The organism is Methylobacterium tarhaniae (assembly GCF_001043955.1).
Lineage (GTDB): Bacteria > Pseudomonadota > Alphaproteobacteria > Rhizobiales > Beijerinckiaceae > Methylobacterium > Methylobacterium tarhaniae.
In genome coordinates this window covers 14,240-36,688 of the sequence record NZ_LABZ01000136.1, presented here as the reverse complement: position 1 = coordinate 36,688, position 22,449 = coordinate 14,240, and the positions used below count along the sequence as shown (strand labels likewise).

The following is a 22,449-nucleotide window of genomic DNA, read 5'->3' as shown; positions in this document are numbered from 1 at the left end:
ACGCTTCAGGGCTTGGCGCCCCTCGAAACGGCTCAGTCATTTCCGGAAGCGTGGTTCCCCTCTCCCGCCCGGCTCCGCCGGGCACCCTTCCCCCAGAGGGGGAGGGAGAAACCCGCGCAATCCCTTTCCCCGGGCAGTCCTGCCGTCCGGGAGAGGGGAGCGCGCTTCATCCTGATTCATCAGTGAAGCGGCAAGACATTACTTCCCCGCCAACCCCCGCCCCAGCGCTCCCACCACGATCTCGATCTGCCCGCGCAGGACCGGCTCGCTCAGCACCATCAGCTTCTCGTCGAGGCCGAGGCTGACGAGGCCGTGGGTGGCGGAGAACAGGGAGCGGGCGAGCAGCGCCCGCTCGCGATCCCCGAGATCGGGCTTCAAGATCCGCAACGGCGCCTCGATGTAGCGGAACAGGCGCACCTGCTCGACGAGGTACCAATCGGGCAGCGCGTGCGTGACCCGGTGCTGGAACAGGGCGCGCCAGCGCGCCGGGTTGGCCGCGGCGAAGTGCAGGTAGGCCACCGCCAGCCGTACCAGGGTCTCGACCGCCGCGTCCCGCTCGGCCGGCGACGCCGGGCCCTCCGGCTCCGGTGCGATGCGCACCGCCGTGATCGCCCGTTCGAACAGGGCGAGCGTGCGCAGGTTCACCGTGAGGATCAGGGCGTCGAGGTCCGGAAACACCGTGTAGATCGCGCCGAGGGCGCAGCCGACCTCCTTGGCGAGGTCGCGGGCCTTCAGGGCCGACAGGCCGTCGGCCGCGATGGTGGCCTCGGCCGCGTCGGTCAGGGCCGTCCGCAGCCGTTCACGCCTGTCGTCGTTGCGCATGCCGTATCCGCCTCCCCGTGCGTTTTCGCACCTTCGTGAACGATGTTCAAATTTGCGCTTGAACAACGTTCAGAGCTGTGGAAATCTGCGCTCGTGAACAACGTTCACGAACCCGGAGCCGACGATGCTCAACCTCCTCTCCACCCTCGTCCGGGGGGCCGCCGCCAGGGCCGCCGAGGACCTGCACGACCAGCACGCCTTCCTGATCCTGGAGCAGCAGCTGCGCGACGCGGCCGCCGCCCTCGACGACAGCCGCCGGACCCTGGCGCTCGCCATCGCCCAGGAGGCCGCCGACGCGAAGCGTCAGGCCGCCCTCGCGGAACGCATCGCGGCGCTGGAGGCGAGCGCGGTCGCGGCGCTCTCCGGCGGGCGCGAGGACCTGGCATCCGAGGCCGCCGAGGCGTTGGCCGAGATGGAGCAGGAAGCGAAGGCGCTGGAGACGACCCGCGCGGCCTACGCGGCGGAGGTCGCGGCCCTGCGCCGGGCGGTGCGCAAGGGCACCCACCTCTTCGCCGAGCTGGAGCGGGGCCAGCGCATCGCCCGGGCATCGGAAGCGGTGCGCCGCCTGCGGGCCCGGCGCGGGCAAGGCGGCGGGAGCCCGGCGGCGCTCGCCGAGGCGCAGGCCACCCTCCGCCGCCTGCGCGAGGCGCAAGCGGCCGAGGCCGCCTCCGACGAGGCCCTGACGATCATCGAGGCGGCGGCGCCCGAATCCCTGTGCGAGCGCCTGGAGGAGGCCGGCTTCGGCCCGCGCACCCGGCCGAGCGCCGGCAGCGTGATGGAGCGTCTGCGCGCCAAGGCGCGGAGCCAGGCCCCGACCGGCGCCGCCTGACCGCCCCGTTCCCTGACGATCCTCTCGAGGAGACCCCATCATGACCCCCCAGAACCCGCAGCACACCTCAGCCTGGGTGGCGTTCACCTACGCCTCCTTCATCGGCGCCGCCATCATGGTGGCGGGCGGCATCCTGTTCCTGCCCCTCGACCTCTGGACCAAGGCCTACCTCGCCATGGGCGTGACGATGCTGGTCCAGTCCTGCATCACCCTGGTCAAGACCGTGCGCGACGTCCACGAGGGCAAGCGCCTCGTCAACCGCATCGAGGATGCCCGGGCCGAGCGCCTGCTGATGGAGATAGGCAAGGAGTGAACCCGCGAGCCCTCGCGAGCGGATCCTTCGCGGGGCCGGGCGAGTCCGAACGGGCATCGGCGCGCCGGCGCCGAACCTCCTCACGCGCCGACTTGCCGGGGAAGGACTTGCCTGGGGAAGGACTTGCCTGGGGAGGGACTTGCCAAGGCAGGGACTCGCCAAGGCAGGGACTTGCCGGGGGAGGGACTTGCCGGGGGAAGGAGGCGCGCGGACAGTGACATCGGATCGCCGCAGATCGCGGCAAGAAAACCGATTAGGGTTTACCGGCTAAGCAGTCTCCTGCCGCGGCGGCGCCCGGCCTCCACGCATGAATCGTCACCGAGCGAGGAACGCCCCCCATGTCCGGATCGCTGATGGCCAGCCGGCGCTTCGCGCCCTTGTTCTGGTGCCAGTTCTTCTCCGCCTTCAACGACAACTTCCTCAAGAACGCCCTGGTGTTCCTGATCATGTTCGGGGCGGGCGGGGTCGGCGGCGGCGCGGATGGCGGCTCGGCGGCCCTGGTGACGCTGGCCGGCGCGGCCTTCATCGCACCGTTCTTCTTCCTCTCGGGCCTCGGCGGCGAGCTCGCCGACCGCTACGACAAGGCCTTCATCGCGAAGCGCCTCAAGGCGGCGGAGATCGTCGCGGCGGGCGTCGCGGTCCTCGGCTTCTGGCTCGCCTCGGTGCCGATCCTGTTCGTGGCCCTCATCCTGTTCGGGATCGTGGCGGCCCTGTTCGGGCCGATCAAGTACGGCATCCTGCCCGACCACCTGGCCCGGGCCGAGCTGCCGGCCGGCAACGCGCTCATCGAGGCGGCGACCTTCCTCGCCATCCTCAGCGGCACCATCGCGGGCGGCCTCGCCGTCACCCATGGCGGGGCGCATGCCTTCGGGCTCCTGGTGATGGGATTCGCGGTCCTGTGCTGGCTCGCCAGCCTCGCGATCCCGAAGACCGGCGAGGCGGCGCCCTACCTCCAGGTCGACCGCAACGTGCTGCGCTCCACGGGCAGCCTGATGCGCGACCTCTACGAGGATACCCGGCTGTGGCGCACCGGCGTCATCACGAGCTGGTTCTGGCTCGTCGGCGCCGTGGTGCTCGCCCTGCTGCCGGCTCTGGTGAAGGGCACCTTCGGCGGCGACGAGACGGTGGTGACGGCCCTGCTCGCCCTGTTCTCGATCGGCGTGGCGCTCGGCTCCGGCCTCGCCTCCTGGCTCTGCGCCGGGCGGATCGTGATGCTGCCGACGCCGATCGCGGCGCTCGCGATGGGTGTCGTCTCCCTGGATCTGGCCTATGTCGCCGCCACCGGCGTGCCGCCCTCCTCTCCCGTCGGCGCCTTCGATTTCCTGAGCTCCTGGCGCGGCGTCCGGATCGCGATCGACTTCGTGCTGCTCGCCGCCGCCGCCGGCCTGTTCATCGTGCCGTCCTTCGCCGCGCTCCAGGCCTGGACCCCGAAGGAGCGCCGCGCCCGCGTCATCGCGGCCTCGAACGTGCTCGCCGCCGCCCTCATCGTGCTCGGCGCCGTCGGCCTCGCGGTGCTGCAGAAGGCGGGCCTGTCCTCCTCCGGGCAGTTCCTGATCGTCGGCATTGCCAACCTTCTCGCCGGCCTCGCCATCCTGGCGGTCCTGCCGACGAGCGGTTTTCGCGATTTCCTGTCGATCCTCTTCCGGGCCTTCTATCGGCTGGAGGTGCGCGGGCTCGAGAACATCGAGAAGGCGGGGCCCAACGCCATCATCGCCCTCAACCACGTCAGCTTCCTGGATGCGGGCCTCGCCCTGTCGCTGACCGAGCGCGACCCGACCTTCGCCATCGACCACACCATCGCGCAGAAATGGTGGGTGAAGCCGTTCCTCTGGCTGACCCGGGCGCTGCCCCTCGATCCCACGAAGCCGATGGCGACGCGCACGCTCATCAACGCCGTCAAGGCCGGCGAGACCCTGATCATCTTCCCCGAGGGGCGGCTCACCGTCACCGGCAGCCTGATGAAGGTCTATGACGGCGCCGGCCTCATCGCCGACAAGTCCGGGGTGCCGGTGGTGCCGGTGAAGATCGAGGGGCCGGAGCAGACCGTGTTCTCGCGCCTGTCGCGGGCCCAGATGCGCCGGCGCTGGTGGCCGAAATTCACCGTGACGGTGCTGGAGCCGGTGCGGCTCGACGTCGATGCAGGCCTGAAGGGCAAAGCCCGCCGGCAGGCGGCGGGGGCCGCCCTGTACGGGGTGATGTCGGACCTGATCTTCCGCACCGCGCCGATCGACCGCACGGTGTTCGACGCGGTGGTCCAGGCGGCCGAGCGCGAGGGCGGGAGCCGGGTCGCGGTCGAGGATCCCGTATCAGGAAAAATGTCCTATCGACGCCTGCTGATGGGCGCCCGGGTGCTGGGAGGCAAGCTCGGAGGCCTCGCTCCGCGAGGCCGGGCCATCGGCGTGATGCTGCCGAACGCCAACGCCGCCGCCGTCACGGTGCTGGGCGTGATGTCGGCGGGCCGGGTGCCGGCGATGATCAACTTCACCGCCGGCGCGACCAACATCCTCAATGCCTGCAAGGCGGCGGAGGTCGACACGATCGTGACCTCCCGGGCCTTCGTGCAGAAGGGCCGCCTCGACGGCCTGTTGGAAGCGCTGAGCCAGAGCCTGAACATCGTCTACCTGGAGGATGTCCGCGGGCAGGTCGGCCGGCTCGACAAGCTGCGCGGCTTCCTAAGCTGGCGGCGGGCGATCCATCCCCGCCGCCCGGACGACCCGGCGGCGATCCTGTTCACCTCGGGGAGCGAGGGCACGCCGAAGGGCGTGGTGCTCTCCCACCGCAACATGCTGGCCAACGCCGCCCAGGCCCAGGCGCGGATCGATTTCGGCCGCACCGACAAGGTGTTCAACGTCCTGCCGGTGTTCCACTCCTTCGGGCTCACCGTCGGGCTGGTGCTGCCGCTGGTCTCCGGCGTGCCGGTCTACCTCTACCCCTCGCCGCTGCATTACCGGGTGGTGCCGGAGCTGGTCTACGGCGCGAACGCCACCATCCTGTTCGGCACCGACACCTTCCTCGCCGGCTATGCCCGCGCCGCCCACGCCTACGACTTCCGCTCGCTGCGCTACATCCTGGCCGGGGCCGAGCCGGTGAAGCCGGCGACGCGCAAGGCCTACGCCGAAAAATTCGGCCTGCGCATCCTGGAAGGCTACGGCGTGACCGAGACGGCGCCGGTGCTCGCCCTCAACACCCCGATGTTCAACCGCTTCGGCACGGTCGGGCGGATCATGCCCGGCATGGAGGCGCGGCTGGAGCCGGTCCCCGGCGTCGCCGAGGGCGGGCGCCTGTTCGTGCGCGGCCCCAACGTGATGCTGGGCTACCTGCGGGCCGAGAACCCCGGCGTGCTGGAGGCGCCGCCCGAGGGCTGGCACGACACCGGCGACATCGTGACGATCGACCCGGAGGGCTTCGTCACCATCCGCGGCCGGGCCAAGCGCTTCGCCAAGGTCGGCGGCGAGATGATCTCGCTCGCCGCGGTCGAGGCGGTCGCCGCCGAACTCTACCCGGATGCGGCCAGCGCCGTCGCGGCCCTGCCCGATGCCCGCAAGGGCGAGCGCCTGGTGCTGGTGACCGAGAGGAAGGACGCGACGCGGAGCGCCTTCCAGGCCGAGGCCCGCTCCCGGGGCCTGAGCGAACTCGCGGTGCCGGCCGAGATCGTGACCGTCGACAAGCTGCCGCAGCTCGGCTCCGGCAAGGTCGACTTCGCCGCCGTGGCCCGGCTCGCCGCGGAGCGGACCCGGCCGGCGGAGGTCGCGGCCTGAGCGTATCCCTCGGATGTCGGCCTCGCCCGGTCTCCATGGACCCGGCGACGCCGGTATCCGAGGGCGATGCCGGCCTATCTCAGGTCGCAGGTTTGACAATCCGCAACGCAAAATAGAAAATTCGAGATCATTTCCTGTGATCGTATGACACATATTGATCATTTTTGATCAATTGGCATCCTGTCCAGCGAATTCCCTTGCGCCGACCCGCACATGACGATTTAATCCGCGTCAGACATTTTTTTGAACGCCAATAATAAGAATAATATCCTATAAGGTCCTTACGTCATGAATGCCCAGTCTCACGTGCATGGATGCGTCGAACTCGATGGCAACGGGCTGATCCTGGCCGCGGACGCCCGCGCGCTCGACGTGTTCGGCTATGATCGCGGCGAGATCGTCAGTCGGCATCACAGGCTCCTGCTGAGCCCGGCCGAGCGGGATGGGGCACGCTGGCGCATCGCGTGGGACGCCTTGCAGCGCGGCCTCTTCCAGGCCGGCGAGTTCCGGGGCGCGAGGCGGGACGGCCGGCCGTTGTGGATCCGGGCCTCCTGCCATCCGGTCCGCGATCGCCTCGGGCGGGTGACCCGGATCGCGCTGTACGTCGCCGACGTCACCGCCGAGATCGAGCAGGCCGTGCTCCGCGACGGCCAAATCGCGGCGCTCGACCGGTCGCAGGCGGTGATCCGCTTCACGCTCGACGGCACGATCCTTGAGGCCAACGACAATTTCCTCGGCCTGATGGGCTACCGGCGCGACGAGGTCGTCGGGCACCACCACCGGCTGTTCGTGCTCGAGTCCGACCGCACGGCGCGGGCCTATGCCGAATTCTGGGCCGCGCTGGCGGCCGGGGAGTACCGGGCGGGGGAGTTCCACCGGCGCGGCAAGGGCGAGAAGGACGTCTGGATCGTCGGCAGCTACAACCCGATCCTCGACCGCGACGGCAAGCCCTGCGCCATCGTCAAGGTCGCGACCGACGTGACCGGGCAGGTGCGGGACCGAATCCGGCGTGCCGCGGGGCAGCAGGCCATCGATGCCGATCTCGCGGCGATCGACGAGGCGATCTCGGCGGTCTCGGCCGAGCTGCGCGCCACCACCGGGGAGGCGATGCAGACGCTCGGCAATGTCGAGGCGGTCGCCGCCGGCGCCGAGGAGCTGGCCGCCTCGATCGACGAGCTCGGCCGCCACGCCGAGGATGCCCGCACCGCCTCCGGCGAGGCGGTGGACCGGGCGCGGGAGGCGAGCATCACCATCGCGAGCCTGACCGAGGCGGCCGAGCGCATCGGCGAAGCGGCCTCCCTCATCCGCTCGATCACCCACCAGACCAACCTTTTGGCGCTCAACGCCTCGATCGAGGCTGCCCGGGCGGGCGAGGCCGGCCGAGGATTCTCGGTCGTCGCCGCGGAGGTGAAGGCGCTGGCCGGACGATCGTCCCAGGCGACCCAGGCGATCGGCCAGCAGATCGAGGCGGTGCAGGGAGCGACCGCACGCGCCGCCGGCGCGCTCGACGGCATCATCCGGACGATCGGCCAACTCGACGGGATCTCGACCGGGGTCTCGTCGGCCGTCGCCGAGCAGGTCGCGGTGACCCGCGACATGTCCGACAACATGCAGAGGGCGGCCGGCCGCGTCGCAGAGGTCCGCCACGCCATGGAGCGCGCCAGCGACGCGACGCAGGACGTCAGCCTGTCCGTCGCCAAGGTGGCACAGGCGGCCCGGGCGCTCGCTTGAAGCATTCTCCGACGAAGTGGATACCGGTTCGTCGCAGACAATGCGGCAGAAGCAAAGACCGTGAGCAATGCCCGGGCGCCCGTCCACGGCGCACGACAGAGCGGTTCAGCCGCCGGGTCAAGCTTTCCAGCCACGATCCGACTTATACCAGCGGCCCAAGATGCTGACGCATCGATTCGATCTCGGGCAGGCCCGAGCATCAACCTCGATCTCGGGCAGGCCCGAGCATCAACCTCGATCTCGGGCAGGCCCGAGCATCAACCTCGATCTCGGGCAGGCCCGAGATCGACGAGGCCGTTGATCCAACTCGAATTTTCGACACCAAGCCCGGATGTCCGGGACCTTGGGAAATCCAGGACCTTCTTGGCGAACATTCGAGAACGGAGCCAAAGGTCGTTTTCAACGACCGTGGGTATTAGAGCGTGTGGCGGCGGTTGCAGCGATCAATCAGGCACACAGGTCAACATCTCTCCACATCACCCCGGGGCCGCCCAGCGGATTCCGGAATGACGGGGCGAATTTGAGATCTGTAGCGGCCCATCGAACAGGCTCCCAGACATGAATGTTTGGATCTGCCACGCCGGACAGCGTGTCAGGCCTCCAGCCAGGTATATTCGGCGAAGCCCGATCCCATCATGCCACCGAGCGGGTTCGCCGCCAGCCCCTTCAGCTTCGGGGATGCCCCGTCGACGTTCGACTGGAAGACCGGGATGACCGTTCCCGCCTCGTTCGACACCATCGCCTGCATCTCGCCGTAGATCTGCTTGCGCTTGGGCTCGTCGAGCAGGCCGCGGGCTTCGAGCAGCATCGCGTCGAACCTGTCCGATTTGAACCGGCTCTCGTTCAACGCGGCCTGGGACTGGTAGAACAGCGAGAACAGGATATCGGGCGTCGGCCGCGGATTGATGGTGCCGAAGTGAATCGGATCCTTGAGCCAGTGGTTCGACCAGTAGCCATCCGCCGGAGCCCGATCGATCACGACGCTCTGGCCGATCGCTCCCGCGGCTTGCTGGATGATCGCGGCGTAATCGAGCGAGTTGTTCGCCGCGTCGGAGGCGACGATGTGGATGTCCTGGCCGAACACCCCCGCCTTCTTGAACAGCGACTTGGCGCGCTCGGGATCGAACTCGCGCTGCTTCAGCTCGGCGTTGAAAGAGGGATGCCAGGGCGGGATCGGGTGATCGTTGGCGATCTCGGCGAGGCCACGCAACACCGACTTCTGGATCACCGGGCGGTTGACGAGGAACTTGAAGCCCTCCACGACCCCGGCCCTGTCGCCCGGCGCCAGATCGAGCCGCAGGTTGAGGCCGGTATAGGTCCCGAGCTTGCTGACGAAGGGAATGACGGCCGGATTGCCCGCCATGATCCGCATCGATCGCGGATGGAGGTTGGCGGCGAGGTGGATGTCGCCCGACAGGATCGCGTTGAGCCGTGCCGGCTCGTCGGAGATCGCGAAGAACTCGAACGAGTCGACGAACGGCCCGGCAGCCTTCCAGTAATTGGCATTGCGCGCGGCGATCGAGCGGACACCCGGCTTGAACTCCCGGAGAACGAACGGGCCGGTGCCGTTGCCCTTGGAGAAATCCGTGGTGCCGTCGGCCACGATCATGAAGTGGTGCAGCGCCAGGATGGTCGGAAGGTCGGCATTGGGTGCGGCCAGCGCGATCTCGACGGTGCGGGCGTCGAGGGCCGTCACCGCCGCGAACTGGCGGGCGATCGCGTTGACCTTGGAGCCGGTGGCGGGGTCGAGATGGCGCTTCAGCGAGAAGACGACATCCTCCGCGGTCAGACTCTTGCCGTCATGGAAGGTCACGCCCTTGCGCAAGCGGACCGTCCAGACCTTGGCGTCGGCGCTCTCCACGCTCTCGGCCAGCTCCATCGTGATCTGGCCGGCGCCGTTCATGAAGGTCAGGCGGTTGTAGAGGCTGCAGCACCGCGCGTAGTCGGTTCCGTTCGAGGCCCTGGCCGGGTCGAGCGTATCGGCCGTGGAGGTGGAGAAGCCCGCCGCCTTGAGGTGGCCGCCCCTGACCGGCTGGGCAGCGAGCGCCGTCCCGGCCCGCCCGAGCAGGGCCGCGCCGGAGCCTAAGCCGATCCCGCCGGAGACGAGCATCCGCAGCAGCTCGCGCCGGTCGGCCCCCCGCCGCAAGGCGGCTTCGATCCGCGCCTCGTCGCGGGAGGTCCAGTTCGAGATGGAGTCGCGCATCCCTGATGCCCTTTGCTTGCAAGCCGGTCGGACGACGGCGCAGTCGAGGAGACGGGCGCGGCGAACGCACGACACGGGCGCCAAGCCGAAGCTCCCGAGCCGAAGCTCCCGAGCCGAAGCCCGGCTGTGGTACGCGCCACTCGTCGAAGCGGGGGTCTTTTCGCGTGGAGCCGATGCGTTGGTCGCCGGCCCCGCACGCGGCCGGACGATCCATCGACGTGCGGTCCGTCTGTCTCACCCGCGCCGCCCGCCCTCGTCACGGGGCATCGGTCGCCTCGGCGCCGGCGGGGATGAGTGTGGCCCGTCGCCCTCGCGGTTCTGGCCGAATCGCGGCAGCGTGACAGCACGAGATTGCGAAGATGCGCGCGGGACGGCATCCCGGCTCGCCGGTCATCGCGGGCGCAGCGCCGGAACGCGCATGGACGGCCGGTCTCGCAGCGGAAGCAGCCGCGAGACGGCCACCCGTGCTCTTGTGCAAGCCCGGCGGAGGCAATCTCCGCCGGGCGACAGGATGTCAGACCCGCTCGCGCCGGATCTCGGCGCCGCAGCGCACGAGCTTGGCTTCCAGCGCCTCGAAGCCGCGATCGAGGTGATAGACCCGGTTGATCTGGGTCTCGCCCTCGGCGGCCAGCCCCGCGATCACGAGCGACACCGAGGCGCGCAGGTCGGTCGCCATCACGGGGGCGCCCTTGAGGCGCTCGACGCCCTCGACCACCGCCACGTCGCCCTCAAGCCGGATCCTGGCGCCGAGGCGGGCCAGCTCCTGCACGTGCATGAAGCGGTTCTCGAAGATCGTCTCGCGGATGCGCGACTGGCCCTTGGCCTTGGTCATCAGGGCCATGAACTGGGCCTGGAGGTCGGTCGGGAAGCCCGGGAACGGATCGGTGGTGACGTCGACCGCCGCGACGCCGTGGCCGTTGCGGCGCACCCGGATGCCGTGGTCGAGGGGCGTCACTTCGGTGCCGGTGGTGGCCAGGATGTCGAGGGCGCTGTGCAGCAGGTCGGCCCGGGTGTTCTCCAGCGTCACGTCGCCGCCGGTCATCGCCACCGCCATGGCGTAGGTGCCGGTCTCGATCCGGTCGGGCAGCACGGCGTGCCGGGCGCCAGAGAGGCGCGAGACGCCCTCGACGACGATCCGGGGCGTGCCGGCGCCCTCGATCCGGGCGCCCATCCGGGTCAGGCAGGCGGCGAGGTCCACCACCTCCGGCTCGCGGGCGGCGTTCTCGATCACCGTGGTGCCGTGGGCCAGCACCGCCGCCATCAGGGCGACGTGGGTGCCGCCGACCGTGACCTTCGGGAACTTGATCTCGCCGCCGCGCAGGCCGTTCTTCGTGCGCGCCACCGCGTAGCCGCCGTCGATCTCGATCGTGGCGCCGAGCGTCTCCAGCGCCATCAGCAGGAGGTCGACCGGGCGCGTGCCGATGGCGCAGCCGCCCGGCAGCGACACCCGCGCCTCGCCGAAGCGGGCGAGCAGCGGCGCGATCACCCAGAAGCTCGCCCGCATGGTCGAGACGAGGTCGTAGGGCGCCGTGGTGTCGATGACGTTCGAGGCGGTGAGCCGGATCGTCTGGCCGGCCTCGGTCGTCTGGCCCGGGCGCTTGCCCACCACCATGTGGTCGACGCCGTGGTTGCCGAGGATGCGCAGGAGCGAGGCGACGTCGGCAAGCCGGGGCACGTTCGACAGTTCCAGCGTCTCGCCGGTGAGCAGGCTGGCGATCATCAGCGGCAGGGCCGCGTTCTTGGCGCCCGAGATCGGGATGATGCCGTGAAGCGGCTTGCCGCCGACGATGTGGATGCGATCCATGGTGACAACGTCCCTCGCGCAACGCGGCGCGTCCTGCGCGCTGTGAAAGCGCGCCCTGATCCGAAACCCGTTTATTGCACCGCAGCGATGCTACCGCTACGCTTGCCCGTCAACGCTCATCTGCGCCGGTTCGATCCACGGTTGCTTGCGGCGGCGCTTCGCCGGGCGCCTCCGTCCTGGGCGCCTCGGTCCCGGTCGTCTCACGCCCGCGCGTCTGCGCCTTGCGGCGCCTGAGATTCTCCCGCAGGGCGGCCTTCAGCCGCTGTTCCCGCGTCGCGTCACCCTGCCCGCTCATCGCGCGCGACCCTTCGTCGCCATGACCAATTTCCAGCTTCCGTGCCCGTGCGGGAGGCGTCAGAACGCAGCCCTCGCCCTCGACTTTTTCAAAAGACAAAGCCGTCGCATTTGAGCGAGATCAAGGCGCGATCAGCGGGAACCGGCCTCCCCGGCCTGCCCCCGCGCGGACGGGCTCCGTTCCGGAGCCCCGCCCGGTCCCGCCCCGGACGTGCCGTCCGGCCAGCCCCGCGAAGGACCACGATGCCCGAGACCCGGCCCGAGACCCGTCAGAGCGCGACCGATTACCAGGCTCTCTTCCGCGGCGCCCTGGAGCGCCTGCACGGCGAGCGCCGCTACCGCGTCTTCGCCGATATCGAGCGCATCAACGGCCGCTTTCCCGCCGCGCAGTGGCGCCGGCCGGACGCCTCCACCCGCGAGATCACCGTGTGGTGCTCGAACGACTATCTCGGCATGGGCCAGCACCCGGCGGTCGTGGGCGCCCTGACCGAGACCGCGCAGCGCTGCGGCGTCGGCGCCGGCGGCACCCGCAACATCGCCGGCAACAACTCGCCCCTCGTCGACCTGGAGCGCGAGCTCGCCGACCTGCACGGCAAGGAGGCGGGCCTCGTCTTCACCTCCGGCTACGTCTCGAACCAGGCCGGCATCTCGACGATCGCCAAGCTGATCCCGAACTGCCTGATCCTGTCGGACGCGTTCAACCACAACTCGATGATCGAGGGCGTGCGCCAGTCGGGCTGCGACAAGCGCATTTTTCGCCACAACGACCTCGCCCATCTCGAAGAGCTGCTGATCGCGGCCGGCGACCGGCCGAAGCTGATCGCCTTCGAGAGCGTCTACTCGATGGACGGCGACGTGGCGCCGATCGGCAAGATCTGCGACCTCGCCGAACGCTACGGCGCGATGACCTACCTCGACGAGGTCCACGCGGTCGGCCTCTACGGTCCCCGCGGCGCCGGCATCGCCGAGCGCGACCGGGTCATGCACCGGGTCGACGTGATCGAGGGCACGCTCGCCAAGGGCTTCGGCTGCGTCGGCGGCTACATCACCGGCTCGGCGGCGCTCTGCGACGCGGTGCGCAGCCACGCCGCCGGCTTCATCTTCACCACGGCGCTGCCGCCGGCCATCGCGGCGGCTGCCATCGCGTCGATCCGCCATCTCAAGCAGTCGGGCCTTGAGCGCGAGGCGCATCAGCGCCAGGCCGCCCGCACCAAGGCGTCGCTCCTCGATGCCGGCCTGCCGGTGCTCGCCACCGACACCCACATCGTGCCGGTGATGGTGGGCGATGCGGAGCTGTGCAAGGCGGCGGCCGACCGGCTGCTGGAGCGCCACGGCATCTACATCCAGCCGATCAACTATCCCACCGTGCCCCGCGGCACCGAGCGCCTGCGCATCACCCCCTCCCCGTTCCACGGCGAGGCGCATATCGCGGCACTGACGGAGGCGCTGGTGGAAGTGTGGGACGCGCTCGACCTGCCGCGGGCCGGGACGGTGTTCGTCGAGGCGGCGGAGTAGGCCCTTTCTCTGGAGCACTGGCAGTCCCCGTCAGTGCTCCTCCCGGTGGGCGGCGTGGCGGATGGTGACGATCTGCACCGCTTCGTCCGCCACATCCACTTTGTAGAAGATCAGGCAGGGCAGGCGCGGTACCGCGAGCCGATACCGGCCTTTCCCGACCATGCGCCCGGCCTGCGGGTGCAAAGTCAGCCTCGTCAACGCCGAGCGAATAGCCTCTCCCACATGCTTGGCAGCGGCCGGATTGCGGGCGTTGATGTAGCGGCCGATCGCATCGATAACGCAGCCTTCACATTGTCCCCGGCATCGCCGACGGCAAACTCACGCCGCTCCGCCTGAGCCATGCCTTCAAGCACGGCTGCCAGATGGTCGGGCCTCATGTCCTCGGGCTCCTCATCGCCCGAAGCGCCATCACGCGCATAGGCGAGAAGCGCCCGGGCAAGATCGTCCTGCCGATCGGGCGGCAGCCTCTCCAGCACCGCCAACGCTTGCCGCAGCAACTCCGTCATCGCCGGGCGCCCCGTTCGTCTCCGATCCGCGGATCGTAGCGTGGACAGGCACCCAGGCTCCTTACGACAACCGCCCCAGCAACCGCTCCACCAGCGGGTTCTCCGCCGCGAAGGCGTAGTCGATCCGCCGCACGCTCACCGCCTGGGCGCCCGCCTGCACCAAGGCGTCGGCGAGGCCGAACACCGCATCGGCGGGGCAGCGCAGGACGATCTCACCCCGTCCCTCCGGTGCGCCGTAGGGCAGTTCGGCCTCGTGCAGGGCGGCGAGCGCCGCGAGGTCGATCTCGCCCGAGGCCGGCATCCCGGCCCGGACCTCGCGGGTGGTGCGGGCCCGCTCCTCGGCGCTGATCCGGCCGAGCACCGCCTGCACGGCCCGGCGCGGGGTCTCGCTCCAGGAGGCGGCGAGCGAGGCGACGAGGTTCGCCTCCGAGCGCAGGATCACCCCGTCGTCGAGGATCTTGAGGGCGTTGGCGGCGAGCGTGGCGCCGGTGGTCGTGATGTCGACGATGATCTCGGCGCTGCCGGAGGCCGGCGCGCCCTCGGTGGCGCCCAGGCTCTCGACGATGCGGTAATCGGCGACGCCGTGCTCGGCGAAGAAGCGGCGGGTCAGGTTGACGTATTTAGTGGCGATGCGCAGGCGCTTGCCGTGGCGCACCCGCATGTCGCTCGCCACCTCGTCGAGGTCGCTCATCGAGCGCACGTCGATCCAGGCCTGGGGCACCGCCACCACCACGGTGGCCTGGCCGAAGCCGAGCGGCGTCAGCAGCTCGACCTGCCCGGCGGCATCCGGCAGGGTCTCGCGGATCAGGTCCTCGCCGGTGATGCCGAGATGGGCGGCGCCGCTCGCGAGTTGGCCGGCGATCTCGGAGGCCGAGAGGAAGCGCACCTCGACCCCGTCCACGCCCTTGAGGCGGCCGCGATAGTCGCGGGCGCCGCTGGTCTGGGCCAGCGTCAGGCCGGCGCGGCCGAAGAAGGCGGCGGCGTTCTCCTGCAGGCGGCCCTTCGAGGGCACCGCCAGGACCAGGGGACCGTCAGTCATCGTGTCGGCCATCACCGCACCCCCTCCAGGCGTTCGAGCCAGAACGAGCAGCCCACGGCGGGCAGGGCGTCCTGGCTGCCGAGGTGCTGGAGCAGGCCGTCGTAGCGCCCGCCGCCGACCAGGGGCTTGGCGCCTTCCTCCGCGACCTCGAAGATGAAGCCGGTATAATAGTCGAGGTTGCGGGCGAAGCTGCCGGTGAAGACGAAGCGCTCGAGGGGCAGGCCGCGGGCGGCGATGAAGCCGTTGCGCTCCTCGAACAGCGCGAGCGCCGCCTCGAGCCTCGGGTCGTCGAGCCCGGCCCGGCGGGCGAGGTCGCGGGCGGCGAGCGCCGCGGCGTCGGGATCGCCGGTGAGGGCGAGGTAGGCGTCCAGCACCTCGCGGGCCTTCGGCCCGAGGCCGGCGCCGCCCTCGGCATGCGCCGCCGCCTTGGCGAGGAAGCGCTCGGCGATCTCGCCGGCGGTGCGGCCGCCGACCCGGCTGATGCCCGCGATGGCGAGCACGTCCTCGACGAAGGCGCGCACCCCTTGCGGGTCCTGGCCCTGGATGGCGGAGAGAAGGCCCGCATGGGCCGCGTCGACCGCCACGGGCGCGGCGATCTCGTCGAGGGAGCGGCCGGCGGCCACCGCCCGCAACGTCCGGCGCTTGGCCGCCGGCTGGACGTTCAGCGCGTCGAGGAGCGCGGTGATCAGCCCCATGTCGCCGAGGCGGACCTGATGGTCGCGGCGTCCGAGCCGGTCGAGCCCGTCGAGGGCGAGGCCCAGGATCTCGGCGTCGGCCGCCGGCACGTCGGTCCGGCCGATCGACTCGATGCCGGCCTGGTGGAACTCGTCGGGCTCGGCCGCCCGCAGGCGGAAGACCGGGCCGAGATAGCTGTAATCGGCCGCCCGCCCGTCGGCGACGGCGCGATGGTGGCGCCCGACCGGAATCGTGTATTCGGGCCGGAGGCAGAGTTCCGCCCCGGCGCCGTCCTGGGTGATGAAGATGCGCCGGCGGATGTCCTCGCCGGACAGCTCCAGGAACGGCTCGACCGGCTGCAGCACCGGCGGCTCGACCCGCGCGTAGCCCCGGTCCTCGAACAGCGCCAGAAGCGCCTCGTGCGCCGCCGCCGGCCGGGGGGCCGCGGCTCCGTTACCCGTCATTGGTCACAACACCTGCAAGTCTCGGACGGCCCTGTAGCAGCCGCGGGCGGGCTTGGCGACCGTGGGGGTGTGCGGCCCTCTGCGGAGGGTTGGCATAGTCAACGGTCATCGGGTGAATCGCAGGAAATCCCCCTCCCCGTGGGCGGCAGGGCTGTCCGGGGAAAATGCCGTTCAACATCAAGCGCGGGATCCCCTCTCCAGGCGATGCCGGGCTTGCCAGAGATCCTTGCCCGGTATCGCTGCAAGGTGTGGGAGAGGGGTAGTGGCGATCGAAGATCGCGCAGGGTGGCGCGCTTCACTGTAAAGCTCGGACCGTGGTGCCGGCAGCTCGACGTCCAGTGTTTTATCCGGAGGCCGAGCCACCCTCACGCGGGATCTTCGATCCCCCGACCCCTCTCCCAAACGGGAGAGGGGAGGCGCGCCATTCTTTTTCCCGGACAGCCCTACGCTCGCGGGGATAGCCGGTACGACGAGTTGCGAGCGGGAAAGGCTCTCACCCTCCGTAATGCCGCGCCAGCACCTCGCCCACCCGGGCGACCATCTCGTCCACCGGGACCGAGAACTGCGCCGGCCGGGCGGCCTTCCACTCGGCGTTGCTGCCGATGGCATCCGCCGCCTTGGCGCCCTCGATCAGGTCCTTGATCTGGACCTCGGCCCTAGCCCGCTCGTCGCTGCCCTGGATGACGACGCAAGGAGCGCCGCGACGGTCGGCGTACTTCATCTGGGCCTTCATGCCGGACGAGCCGAGATACAGCTCCGAGCGGATGCCGGCCTGGCGCAAGGCGGCGACCAGGGCCTGGTAGGCGGCGGTCTCCTCGCGATCGAGCACCAGCACCACCACCGGGCCGGGCGCGGCCCGACCCGAGACGATCGGGCTACGGACCACCTGGAGGGCGGAGAAGAGGCGCGAGACGCCGACCGAGAACCCGGTCGCCGGGACCGGCTCGGAGCGGAAGCGGCCCACGAGGCCGTCATAGCGCCCGCCGCCCGCCACCGAGCCGAAGCGCACGGTCTGGCCGTCCTCGTTCACGACCGGGAAGGTCAGCTCGGCCTCGAAGACCGGGCCGGTATAATATTCGAGGCCGCGCACCACGGACGGGTCGGCCCGCACCCGGTCGTGGCCGTAGCCCGCCGCCTCGCACAGCTTCATGATGGCGTGCAATTCGGCGATGCCCTGGCGCCCGGTCTCGGAGGAGCCGACGACCTCGCCCCAGCCGCCGAAGAAGCTTTCCCAGAAGGCGAGGCGGTCGCCGCCCTCGGTGGGGGCGGCCTGGAACGAGACGTAGCGCAGGATGCGCTCGATCGCCTCGTCGGCGAGGCCGGCCCCCTTGGTGAAGTCGCCGCTCTCGTCCTTGCGGCCGGGGCCCAGCAGCAGGCGCACGCCGTCGGCGCCCAGCCGGTCGAGCTTGTCGATCGCCCGCAGCACGGTGAGGCGCCGCCCGGCCTGGTCGTCGCCGCCGAGCCCGATGGCCTCCATCACGCCGTCGAGGACCTTGCGGTTGTTGACCTTCACCACGTAGTCGCCGCGGCCGATGCCGACCTTCTCCAGCGTGTCGGCGGCCATCATGCAGATCTCGGCATCCGCCGCGACGGTCGGCGCCCCGACGATGTCGGCGTCGAACTGCATGAACTGGCGGAAGCGGCCCGGGCCCGGCTTCTCGTTGCGGAAGACGTAGCCGGCGCGGTAGCTGCGATAGGGCTTGGGCAGGGCGTCGAAATGCTCGGCGACGTAGCGGGCGAGCGGCGCCGTCAGGTCGTAGCGCAGGGACAGCCAGGATTCATCGTCGTCCTGGAACGAGAACACGCCCTCGTTCGGCCGGTCGAGGTCGGGCAGGAACTTGCCGAGCGCCTCGGTGTACTCGATGAACGGGGTCTCCACCGCCTCGAAGCCGTAGAGCTCGAAGCTCTCGCGGATCTTGTCCAGCATCCGGTTCGTCGCGGCGATCTCGGCCGGCCCGCGGTCGACGAGGCCGCGCGGCAGGCGGGGCTTGAGGGTGGCGGCCTTCTCGGCCTTCGCGGGCTTGGACATCGGGTCTCGCAGGAGCAATCGGTCTGGCACTAGCCTCCCGCGACGGACGGGCGAGGCGGGTGCGGAGTTCGGCACGGGGGTCCGGGACGTGATCGGCCCCGGACGACCCCTCTCGGCCTGGGCTCTAGCCCAATCGGAGGCGGCTGCCTACCGCGGGGCTCGCACCGCGCCATCCCTCGGCATCTCCGCGCCGCCGACCTCAGAGAATGGTCCCGAATTCCATGCTCTCGGGCTCGATCAGGGCGAGGAAGCGGTCGCAGGCGGGATTGCCCGCCCAGGCCGCGCAGATCGCTTCCGAACGCTCCTGGTCCTCCGCGAAGGCGAGATCGAGAAACAGGCCGTCCGCCAGCCGCACGAGGTGCTGGCGTCGCCATCCCGGCAACGCGGCGAGACCGGCCAGCATGGCGGCATAGGCGGCGCGCATCTCCGCTTCCCGAACCCCAGGCTTCAGGCGGAACCGGCCGACCTCGACGCCAGCTCCCGCCGCGACGGGCCGGGGCTCCAGGTCTGGGGTCGAGTCCGGGGCACGGTAATGACTCATGCTGACGAGCGTGGCGACCGATGCGCGAAACCCGGCGAAGTCGGGCGCCGTGCCGACCGCCGTCGCGGCTGCCCGCGCGTGCGCCTCGTCGGCCCAGGCGACGAGATCGGCGCGGCGGTTCGGGGCGTCCCATTCGGTGAACGGGGTCCAGGCGATAAAGCCCGGGAAGCGCCGGAGCAACGTCCTGGCCCGGTCGCGGGCATGGTCCGCGTCCGCTGCGTCGCCGACCTCGTAGACGACGATCTCGTAGCACGGTTCTGGCATGTGACGACCTCGCGGTTCCTGTCCGGTGCCGGACGCGATACACGCTTGCCCCTGACAGCTTCCGTCAGGAGCCGTAGCGGCCGACCTGCATGAGGACCCTCCGGCTCTTCGCCCTCCTCGACCATCTGCGCGGACGATCGGCCCCGATCTCGGCCGAAGCGCTCGCAGATGCCTTCGGCGTCTCGACCCGGACGATCTACCGGGACGTGGTGACGCTCCAGGCCATGGGTGCGCCTTTGCGCGGCGAGCCGGGGCTCGGCTACCAGCTCGACAAGGGCTGCTTCCTGCCCCCGCTCCATCTCGATCCCGACGAGATGGACGCGGTCATGCTCGGGATGCGGCTCATCGCGGCACGGGGCGACGAGACGCTCGCCGCCGCCGCACGGCGCGTCTCGGCCAAGGTCGGCGCCTCCATGGAGCCGGAAAAGGAAGAGGCCTATACCCGCCTCCCGCTCCGGGCCGTGTCCCGGCCGACCGAAGAGGCCGCGGGGGCGAACGCCCATCTCTCCGTGCTGCGGACCGGCATCCGCCGGCGAACTATCCTGGAGATCGCGTATCGGGATCTGGCGGAGAACCGCAGCCGCCGGATCGTGCGGCCGCTCGGCCTGACCCTCTTCGACACGGCCTGGCTGCTGACCGCCTGGTGCGAGAGCCGCAGCGCCTTCCGCAACTTCCGGGTCGATCGCCTGTTGCTCGTCCGCAGCACCGGCGAGTCCTTCCGGCACGAGCGCGGCAAGCGCTTCGAGGATTATCTCGCGACCCTCTGACGGCAGTTCGGACGGCTCACGCTTCCCCGCCGGCCAACCACCGCACCCGCGCCGCCTCCAAGCCCCAGACCATGCCGAGCATCATGTAGACGTGGCGCCACTTCTCCATGTCGATCTGCATCGCCTGGAGGAAGAACATCAGGAGCGCCGGCACCGCGATCTGGGCGTGGCGCCGGTAGGGCGTGTCCTGGCTCATCAGACGGAACCCCACCCGGGTGGTCATCAGCACCAGGAACACGAAGGCGACGCCGGCGACCCAGCCGCCATTGGCGAAGGCGCCGATATAGGAATTGTGCGGCTCGAGGTTGAAGGTGCGGCGCCAGCGCAGGGGGCCCATCCCGAGCGGATCCTCGATCAGCATGCCGATGCCGCGCAGCTGGTTGCCGAAGCGGCCGGTCTCGCCCTCGTCGTAATCCTGGGTGACGGCGGCGCGCTTGGCGAAGGTCTCGCGGACCTCGCCGATGGAGAGGAGGCCGACGAGGGCCACGGCCCCGAACCCCGCCGCGAGGCCTGCGAGCAGCACGATGCGGCGGCGGAGATGCGGAGTGCTGGTGCGATAGAGCATCACGACCATCAGGGCGCCCATCAGCACGGTGCCGCCCCAGGAACCGCGGGAGAACGACAGGAACACGCCGGCGAGCAGGATCGCGAGGCCGAGGCCCGACAGGAGCGGGCGCCGGGCGCGGCCGGTGAGCAGATCGTGCGCCAGGTAGAAGGCGCCCAGCGTCAGGAACGAGCCGAACACGTTCGGGTCCTGGAAGGTGCCGGAGGCCCGGCCATACTTGCTGAACAGGTCCTCGTCGCCGATCAGCCCGAGATAGCCGCCGATGCCGAGGACGGCGCAGAAGAGCGTGCTGGCGGTGTAGACCCTGAGGGCGAGTTCGATCCGCCGGTCGCTCTCGTCGGAGAAGAACATCGTGAAGAAGATGCCGGTGACGGCGAGGTAGCACAGCTGCATGGTCCAGACCGGCGGCAGCTCCTCGTCGAGATAGGGCATCAGGGCCACCACCGTGGCGCCGACATAGACGAGCAGCACCGCGACGAGCGGCACCGCACCCCGGTACAGCCGCACGCCGAGCAGGACCCAGAGCACGATGGTGGGGATCGCCACGATGTCGTAGGGCGAGGTGTCCGAGAAGGCGAAGCAGGCGAAGAAGATGAATGCCGCCATCAGGACGAGGCCGAGCCCGTGCAGGAGCCGCAGGAACGGCATCGCCGCGAGATCGCGGCGCGGCAGGACGAACGTGCTCATCGGGCGCCTCCTCGGGTGACGGCGCCGGGAGGCTAGCGGCAGGATGGTGTGTGCCGGCTGAAGCGACACAGTGAATGGACTATGAAGATCCGGAAAACCTCGTCCCGCCCATGGCCTCATCCTGAGGTGCTGGCGATCGAAGATCGCGACTGAAAGGAGCCCCGGAAGCGGGCTCCAGATGTCCCGGCGAGTACGGGAGCCCTCCTTCGCGGCTCAGCGATCTTCGATCGCCCGCATCTCGGGATGAGGTCGCAGGTGTGGGAAGGACCGCACGAAAACGTCGATCAGCCCCATCAAATGGGGCGGCCCCGCCGCGGAACGCGCGACGGGGCCGGACATCCAGGAGAGCCGGTACGCAACTTGGCTCCCCAGGAGAATGGCGCGACGACGTGAATCTTTCGTCAACGCGCCGCGAGCCTCGTCAACGCGCCGCGAGCCTCGTCAACGCGCCGCGAGCCTCGTCAACGCGCCGCGAGCCTCGTCAACGCGCCGCGAGCCTCGTCAGCGCGCCGCGGCGGGCGCGACGCCGGTCCGGGCCGGGCCCTCCCCGGCGGCGGGCGCGCGGTGCAGGCGGGCGGCGTAGCGGCGGGCCAGCGTCGCGCAGGCCATGAGCTGGACCTGGTGGAAGAGCATCAGGGGCAGCAGGATGCCGCCGACATCCTGGCCGGCGAAGATCACGTTCGCCATCGGCACGCCCGAGGCCAGGCTCTTCTTCGAGCCGCAGAACACGATGGTGATCTCGTCCTCCTTCGAGAAGCCGAGGAGGCGGCTCGCCGCGGTCGTGATCGACAGCACCAGCGCCAGCAGGACGAGGTCGACGACCAGCATGGTGGCCAGCGCCGGCAGGGGCGTGCGGCTCCACAGGCCCGTCGCCACCGCGTGGCTGAAGGCGATGTAGACGATGAGCAGGATCGAGCCGCGATCGACCACCATGGTCAGGGGCTTGTGCCGGGTCAGCCAGGGCCCGAGGCGCGGCTGCAGGAGCTGGCCGACCGCGAAGGGCAGGAGCAGCTGGGCCATGATCTTGCCCACCGCCGCCCAGTCGAAGCCGTGGTGGTGCCCCTGCGTGTTCAGCAGCACCGCGACGAGGAGCGGGGTGATGAGCATCCCGAGGATGTTCGAGGCCGAGGCGGAGCAGATCGCCGCCGGCACGTTGCCGCCCGCCACCGACGTGAAGGCGATGGAGGATTGCACGGTGGAGGGCAGCACGCACAGGAACAGCACGCCCGCGGCGAGCGCCGGGGTCAGCAGGGCCGGGCTCAGCAGGCCGGCGGCGAGGCCGAGGATCGGGAAGAGCACGAAGGTCGAGGCGAACACCACGAGGTGCAGGCGCCAATGCACCAGGCCGGCGAGCGCCGTCTGGCGGTCGATGCGCGCGCCGTGCAGGAAGAACAGGAGCGCGATCATGCCGTCGGCGAAGACGCCGAGCCACTCGGCCGCCCGGTCCTGCACCGGAAGCAGGCTGCCGAGGATCAGGGCGCCGACGATCATCAGCGTGAAGTTGTCGGGGCGGAAGCGCGAGAGCATGGCGGGCCGGAGGATCTGGAAGGGTCCCGGTCTACCTAATCGGCCGGCGCCCGGATGGGTACGCGGGGTGCCAGGATTACAGTTATCGCGAAATGCGATAGCCTGCCGGCCGCTCA

17 protein-coding genes are annotated in these 22,449 nt (G+C 70.2%); 6 read left to right on the top strand and 11 right to left on the bottom strand.

All coding sequences use genetic code 11. The features are described from left to right. Positions 1-198: 198 nt before the first annotated feature. On the bottom strand, positions 199-822 hold the full coding sequence (locus VQ03_RS19485; protein ID WP_048452554.1) for a TetR/AcrR family transcriptional regulator: 624 nt from the start codon (positions 820-822) through the stop codon (positions 199-201). A gap of 124 nt (positions 823-946) precedes the next feature. Here VQ03_RS19485 and VQ03_RS19480 point away from each other — a divergent pair, with 124 nt between their 5' ends. From VQ03_RS19480 to VQ03_RS19465, 4 genes are all read left to right on the top strand, one after another. Next, positions 947-1,651, top strand: coding sequence for a PspA/IM30 family protein (locus VQ03_RS19480; RefSeq protein WP_048452553.1), 705 nt, complete (start codon positions 947-949; stop codon positions 1,649-1,651). Between the two features lie 40 nt (positions 1,652-1,691). Further along, positions 1,692-1,964: a YiaA/YiaB family inner membrane protein gene (locus VQ03_RS19475; protein WP_048452552.1), complete on the top strand. Its 273-nt coding sequence runs from the start codon at positions 1,692-1,694 to the stop codon at positions 1,962-1,964. Between the two features lie 338 nt (positions 1,965-2,302). Further along, the gene (locus VQ03_RS19470) at positions 2,303-5,722 is read left to right on the top strand and encodes an acyl-[ACP]--phospholipid O-acyltransferase (RefSeq protein ID WP_048452551.1); all 3,420 of its coding nucleotides are present in this window, start codon (positions 2,303-2,305) and stop codon (positions 5,720-5,722) included. A 288-nt stretch (positions 5,723-6,010) separates the two neighbouring features. Further along, entirely contained in the window at positions 6,011-7,453 is a 1,443-nt protein-coding gene (locus VQ03_RS19465) for a methyl-accepting chemotaxis protein (protein WP_048452550.1), read from the top strand. Between the two features lie 592 nt (positions 7,454-8,045). Here VQ03_RS19465 and VQ03_RS19460 read toward each other — a convergent pair. Next, entirely contained in the window at positions 8,046-9,656 is a 1,611-nt protein-coding gene (locus tag VQ03_RS19460; protein ID WP_048452549.1) for an ABC transporter substrate-binding protein, read from the bottom strand. 514 nt (positions 9,657-10,170) lie between these two features. Further along, the gene (gene murA, locus VQ03_RS19455) at positions 10,171-11,460 is read right to left on the bottom strand and encodes a UDP-N-acetylglucosamine 1-carboxyvinyltransferase (RefSeq protein WP_048452548.1); all 1,290 of its coding nucleotides are present in this window, start codon (positions 11,458-11,460) and stop codon (positions 10,171-10,173) included. A 537-nt stretch (positions 11,461-11,997) separates the two neighbouring features. Here murA and hemA point away from each other — a divergent pair. Beyond that, entirely contained in the window at positions 11,998-13,269 is a 1,272-nt protein-coding gene (gene hemA, locus VQ03_RS19450) for a 5-aminolevulinate synthase (RefSeq protein WP_048452547.1), read from the top strand. A gap of 30 nt (positions 13,270-13,299) precedes the next feature. Here the strand turns inward: hemA and VQ03_RS19445 are convergent, their stop codons facing one another. The 6 genes from VQ03_RS19445 to VQ03_RS19420 form a co-directional block, all read right to left on the bottom strand. Next, the gene (locus VQ03_RS19445) at positions 13,300-13,491 is read right to left on the bottom strand and encodes a type II toxin-antitoxin system RelE/ParE family toxin (protein ID WP_245292140.1); all 192 of its coding nucleotides are present in this window, start codon (positions 13,489-13,491) and stop codon (positions 13,300-13,302) included. Beyond that, positions 13,464-13,775 carry a hypothetical protein gene (locus tag VQ03_RS34325; protein WP_208605524.1) on the bottom strand — a complete coding sequence of 104 codons (312 nt, stop codon included), beginning with the start codon at positions 13,773-13,775 and terminating at the stop codon, positions 13,464-13,466. The genes VQ03_RS19445 and VQ03_RS34325 overlap by 28 nt, the downstream gene beginning before the upstream one ends. 61 nt (positions 13,776-13,836) lie before the next feature. Then, positions 13,837-14,814: an ATP phosphoribosyltransferase gene (hisG, locus tag VQ03_RS19435; RefSeq protein ID WP_048452560.1), complete on the bottom strand. Its 978-nt coding sequence runs from the start codon at positions 14,812-14,814 to the stop codon at positions 13,837-13,839. 11 nt (positions 14,815-14,825) lie between these two features. Continuing rightward, positions 14,826-15,953, bottom strand: a complete 1,128-nt coding sequence (locus VQ03_RS19430) for an ATP phosphoribosyltransferase regulatory subunit (RefSeq protein WP_048452545.1) — start codon at positions 15,951-15,953, stop codon at positions 14,826-14,828. Positions 15,954-16,446: 493 nt separating this feature from the next. Next, complete coding sequence (gene hisS, locus VQ03_RS19425; RefSeq protein WP_048452544.1) at positions 16,447-17,982, bottom strand: histidine--tRNA ligase; 1,536 nt, start codon at positions 17,980-17,982, stop codon at positions 16,447-16,449. Between the two features lie 199 nt (positions 17,983-18,181). Next, positions 18,182-18,787 (bottom strand): hypothetical protein, encoded by a 606-nt coding sequence (locus VQ03_RS19420; protein ID WP_048452543.1) that lies wholly within the window; start codon positions 18,785-18,787, stop codon positions 18,182-18,184. An 89-nt stretch (positions 18,788-18,876) separates the two neighbouring features. Here VQ03_RS19420 and VQ03_RS19415 point away from each other — a divergent pair, with 89 nt between their 5' ends. After that, positions 18,877-19,554, top strand: a complete 678-nt coding sequence (locus VQ03_RS19415; protein WP_048452542.1) for a helix-turn-helix transcriptional regulator — start codon at positions 18,877-18,879, stop codon at positions 19,552-19,554. A 16-nt stretch (positions 19,555-19,570) separates the two neighbouring features. Here the strand turns inward: VQ03_RS19415 and VQ03_RS19410 are convergent, their stop codons facing one another. Both VQ03_RS19410 and VQ03_RS19405 read right to left on the bottom strand, forming a co-directional pair. Beyond that, positions 19,571-20,806 carry an O-antigen ligase family protein gene (locus tag VQ03_RS19410; protein WP_048452541.1) on the bottom strand — a complete coding sequence of 412 codons (1,236 nt, stop codon included), beginning with the start codon at positions 20,804-20,806 and terminating at the stop codon, positions 19,571-19,573. Between the two features lie 501 nt (positions 20,807-21,307). After that, positions 21,308-22,333 carry a bile acid:sodium symporter family protein gene (locus VQ03_RS19405; protein ID WP_048452540.1) on the bottom strand — a complete coding sequence of 342 codons (1,026 nt, stop codon included), beginning with the start codon at positions 22,331-22,333 and terminating at the stop codon, positions 21,308-21,310. Between the last annotated feature and the right edge of the window lie 116 nt (positions 22,334-22,449).

What these genes read in the sequence shown, in the direction of transcription:
- hisG (WP_048452560.1), bottom strand. Translation starts at nt 14,814, where the DNA reads ATGACTGACGGTCCCCTGGTCCTGGCGGTGCCCTCGAAGGGCCGCCTG.
- VQ03_RS19480 (WP_048452553.1), top strand. Translation starts at nt 947, where the DNA reads ATGCTCAACCTCCTCTCCACCCTCGTCCGGGGGGCCGCCGCCAGGGCC.
- VQ03_RS19430 (WP_048452545.1), bottom strand. Translation starts at nt 15,953, where the DNA reads ATGACGGGTAACGGAGCCGCGGCCCCCCGGCCGGCGGCGGCGCACGAG.
- VQ03_RS19415 (WP_048452542.1), top strand. Translation starts at nt 18,877, where the DNA reads ATGAGGACCCTCCGGCTCTTCGCCCTCCTCGACCATCTGCGCGGACGA.
- VQ03_RS19470 (WP_048452551.1), top strand. Translation starts at nt 2,303, where the DNA reads ATGTCCGGATCGCTGATGGCCAGCCGGCGCTTCGCGCCCTTGTTCTGG.
- hemA (WP_048452547.1), top strand. Translation starts at nt 11,998, where the DNA reads ATGCCCGAGACCCGGCCCGAGACCCGTCAGAGCGCGACCGATTACCAG.
- VQ03_RS19420 (WP_048452543.1), bottom strand. Translation starts at nt 18,787, where the DNA reads ATGCCAGAACCGTGCTACGAGATCGTCGTCTACGAGGTCGGCGACGCA.
- hisS (WP_048452544.1), bottom strand. Translation starts at nt 17,982, where the DNA reads ATGTCCAAGCCCGCGAAGGCCGAGAAGGCCGCCACCCTCAAGCCCCGC.
- VQ03_RS19405 (WP_048452540.1), bottom strand. Translation starts at nt 22,333, where the DNA reads ATGCTCTCGCGCTTCCGCCCCGACAACTTCACGCTGATGATCGTCGGC.
- VQ03_RS19410 (WP_048452541.1), bottom strand. Translation starts at nt 20,806, where the DNA reads ATGAGCACGTTCGTCCTGCCGCGCCGCGATCTCGCGGCGATGCCGTTC.
- VQ03_RS34325 (WP_208605524.1), bottom strand. Translation starts at nt 13,775, where the DNA reads ATGACGGAGTTGCTGCGGCAAGCGTTGGCGGTGCTGGAGAGGCTGCCG.
- VQ03_RS19475 (WP_048452552.1), top strand. Translation starts at nt 1,692, where the DNA reads ATGACCCCCCAGAACCCGCAGCACACCTCAGCCTGGGTGGCGTTCACC.
- murA (WP_048452548.1), bottom strand. Translation starts at nt 11,460, where the DNA reads ATGGATCGCATCCACATCGTCGGCGGCAAGCCGCTTCACGGCATCATC.
- VQ03_RS19465 (WP_048452550.1), top strand. Translation starts at nt 6,011, where the DNA reads ATGAATGCCCAGTCTCACGTGCATGGATGCGTCGAACTCGATGGCAAC.
- VQ03_RS19460 (WP_048452549.1), bottom strand. Translation starts at nt 9,656, where the DNA reads ATGCGCGACTCCATCTCGAACTGGACCTCCCGCGACGAGGCGCGGATC.
- VQ03_RS19485 (WP_048452554.1), bottom strand. Translation starts at nt 822, where the DNA reads ATGCGCAACGACGACAGGCGTGAACGGCTGCGGACGGCCCTGACCGAC.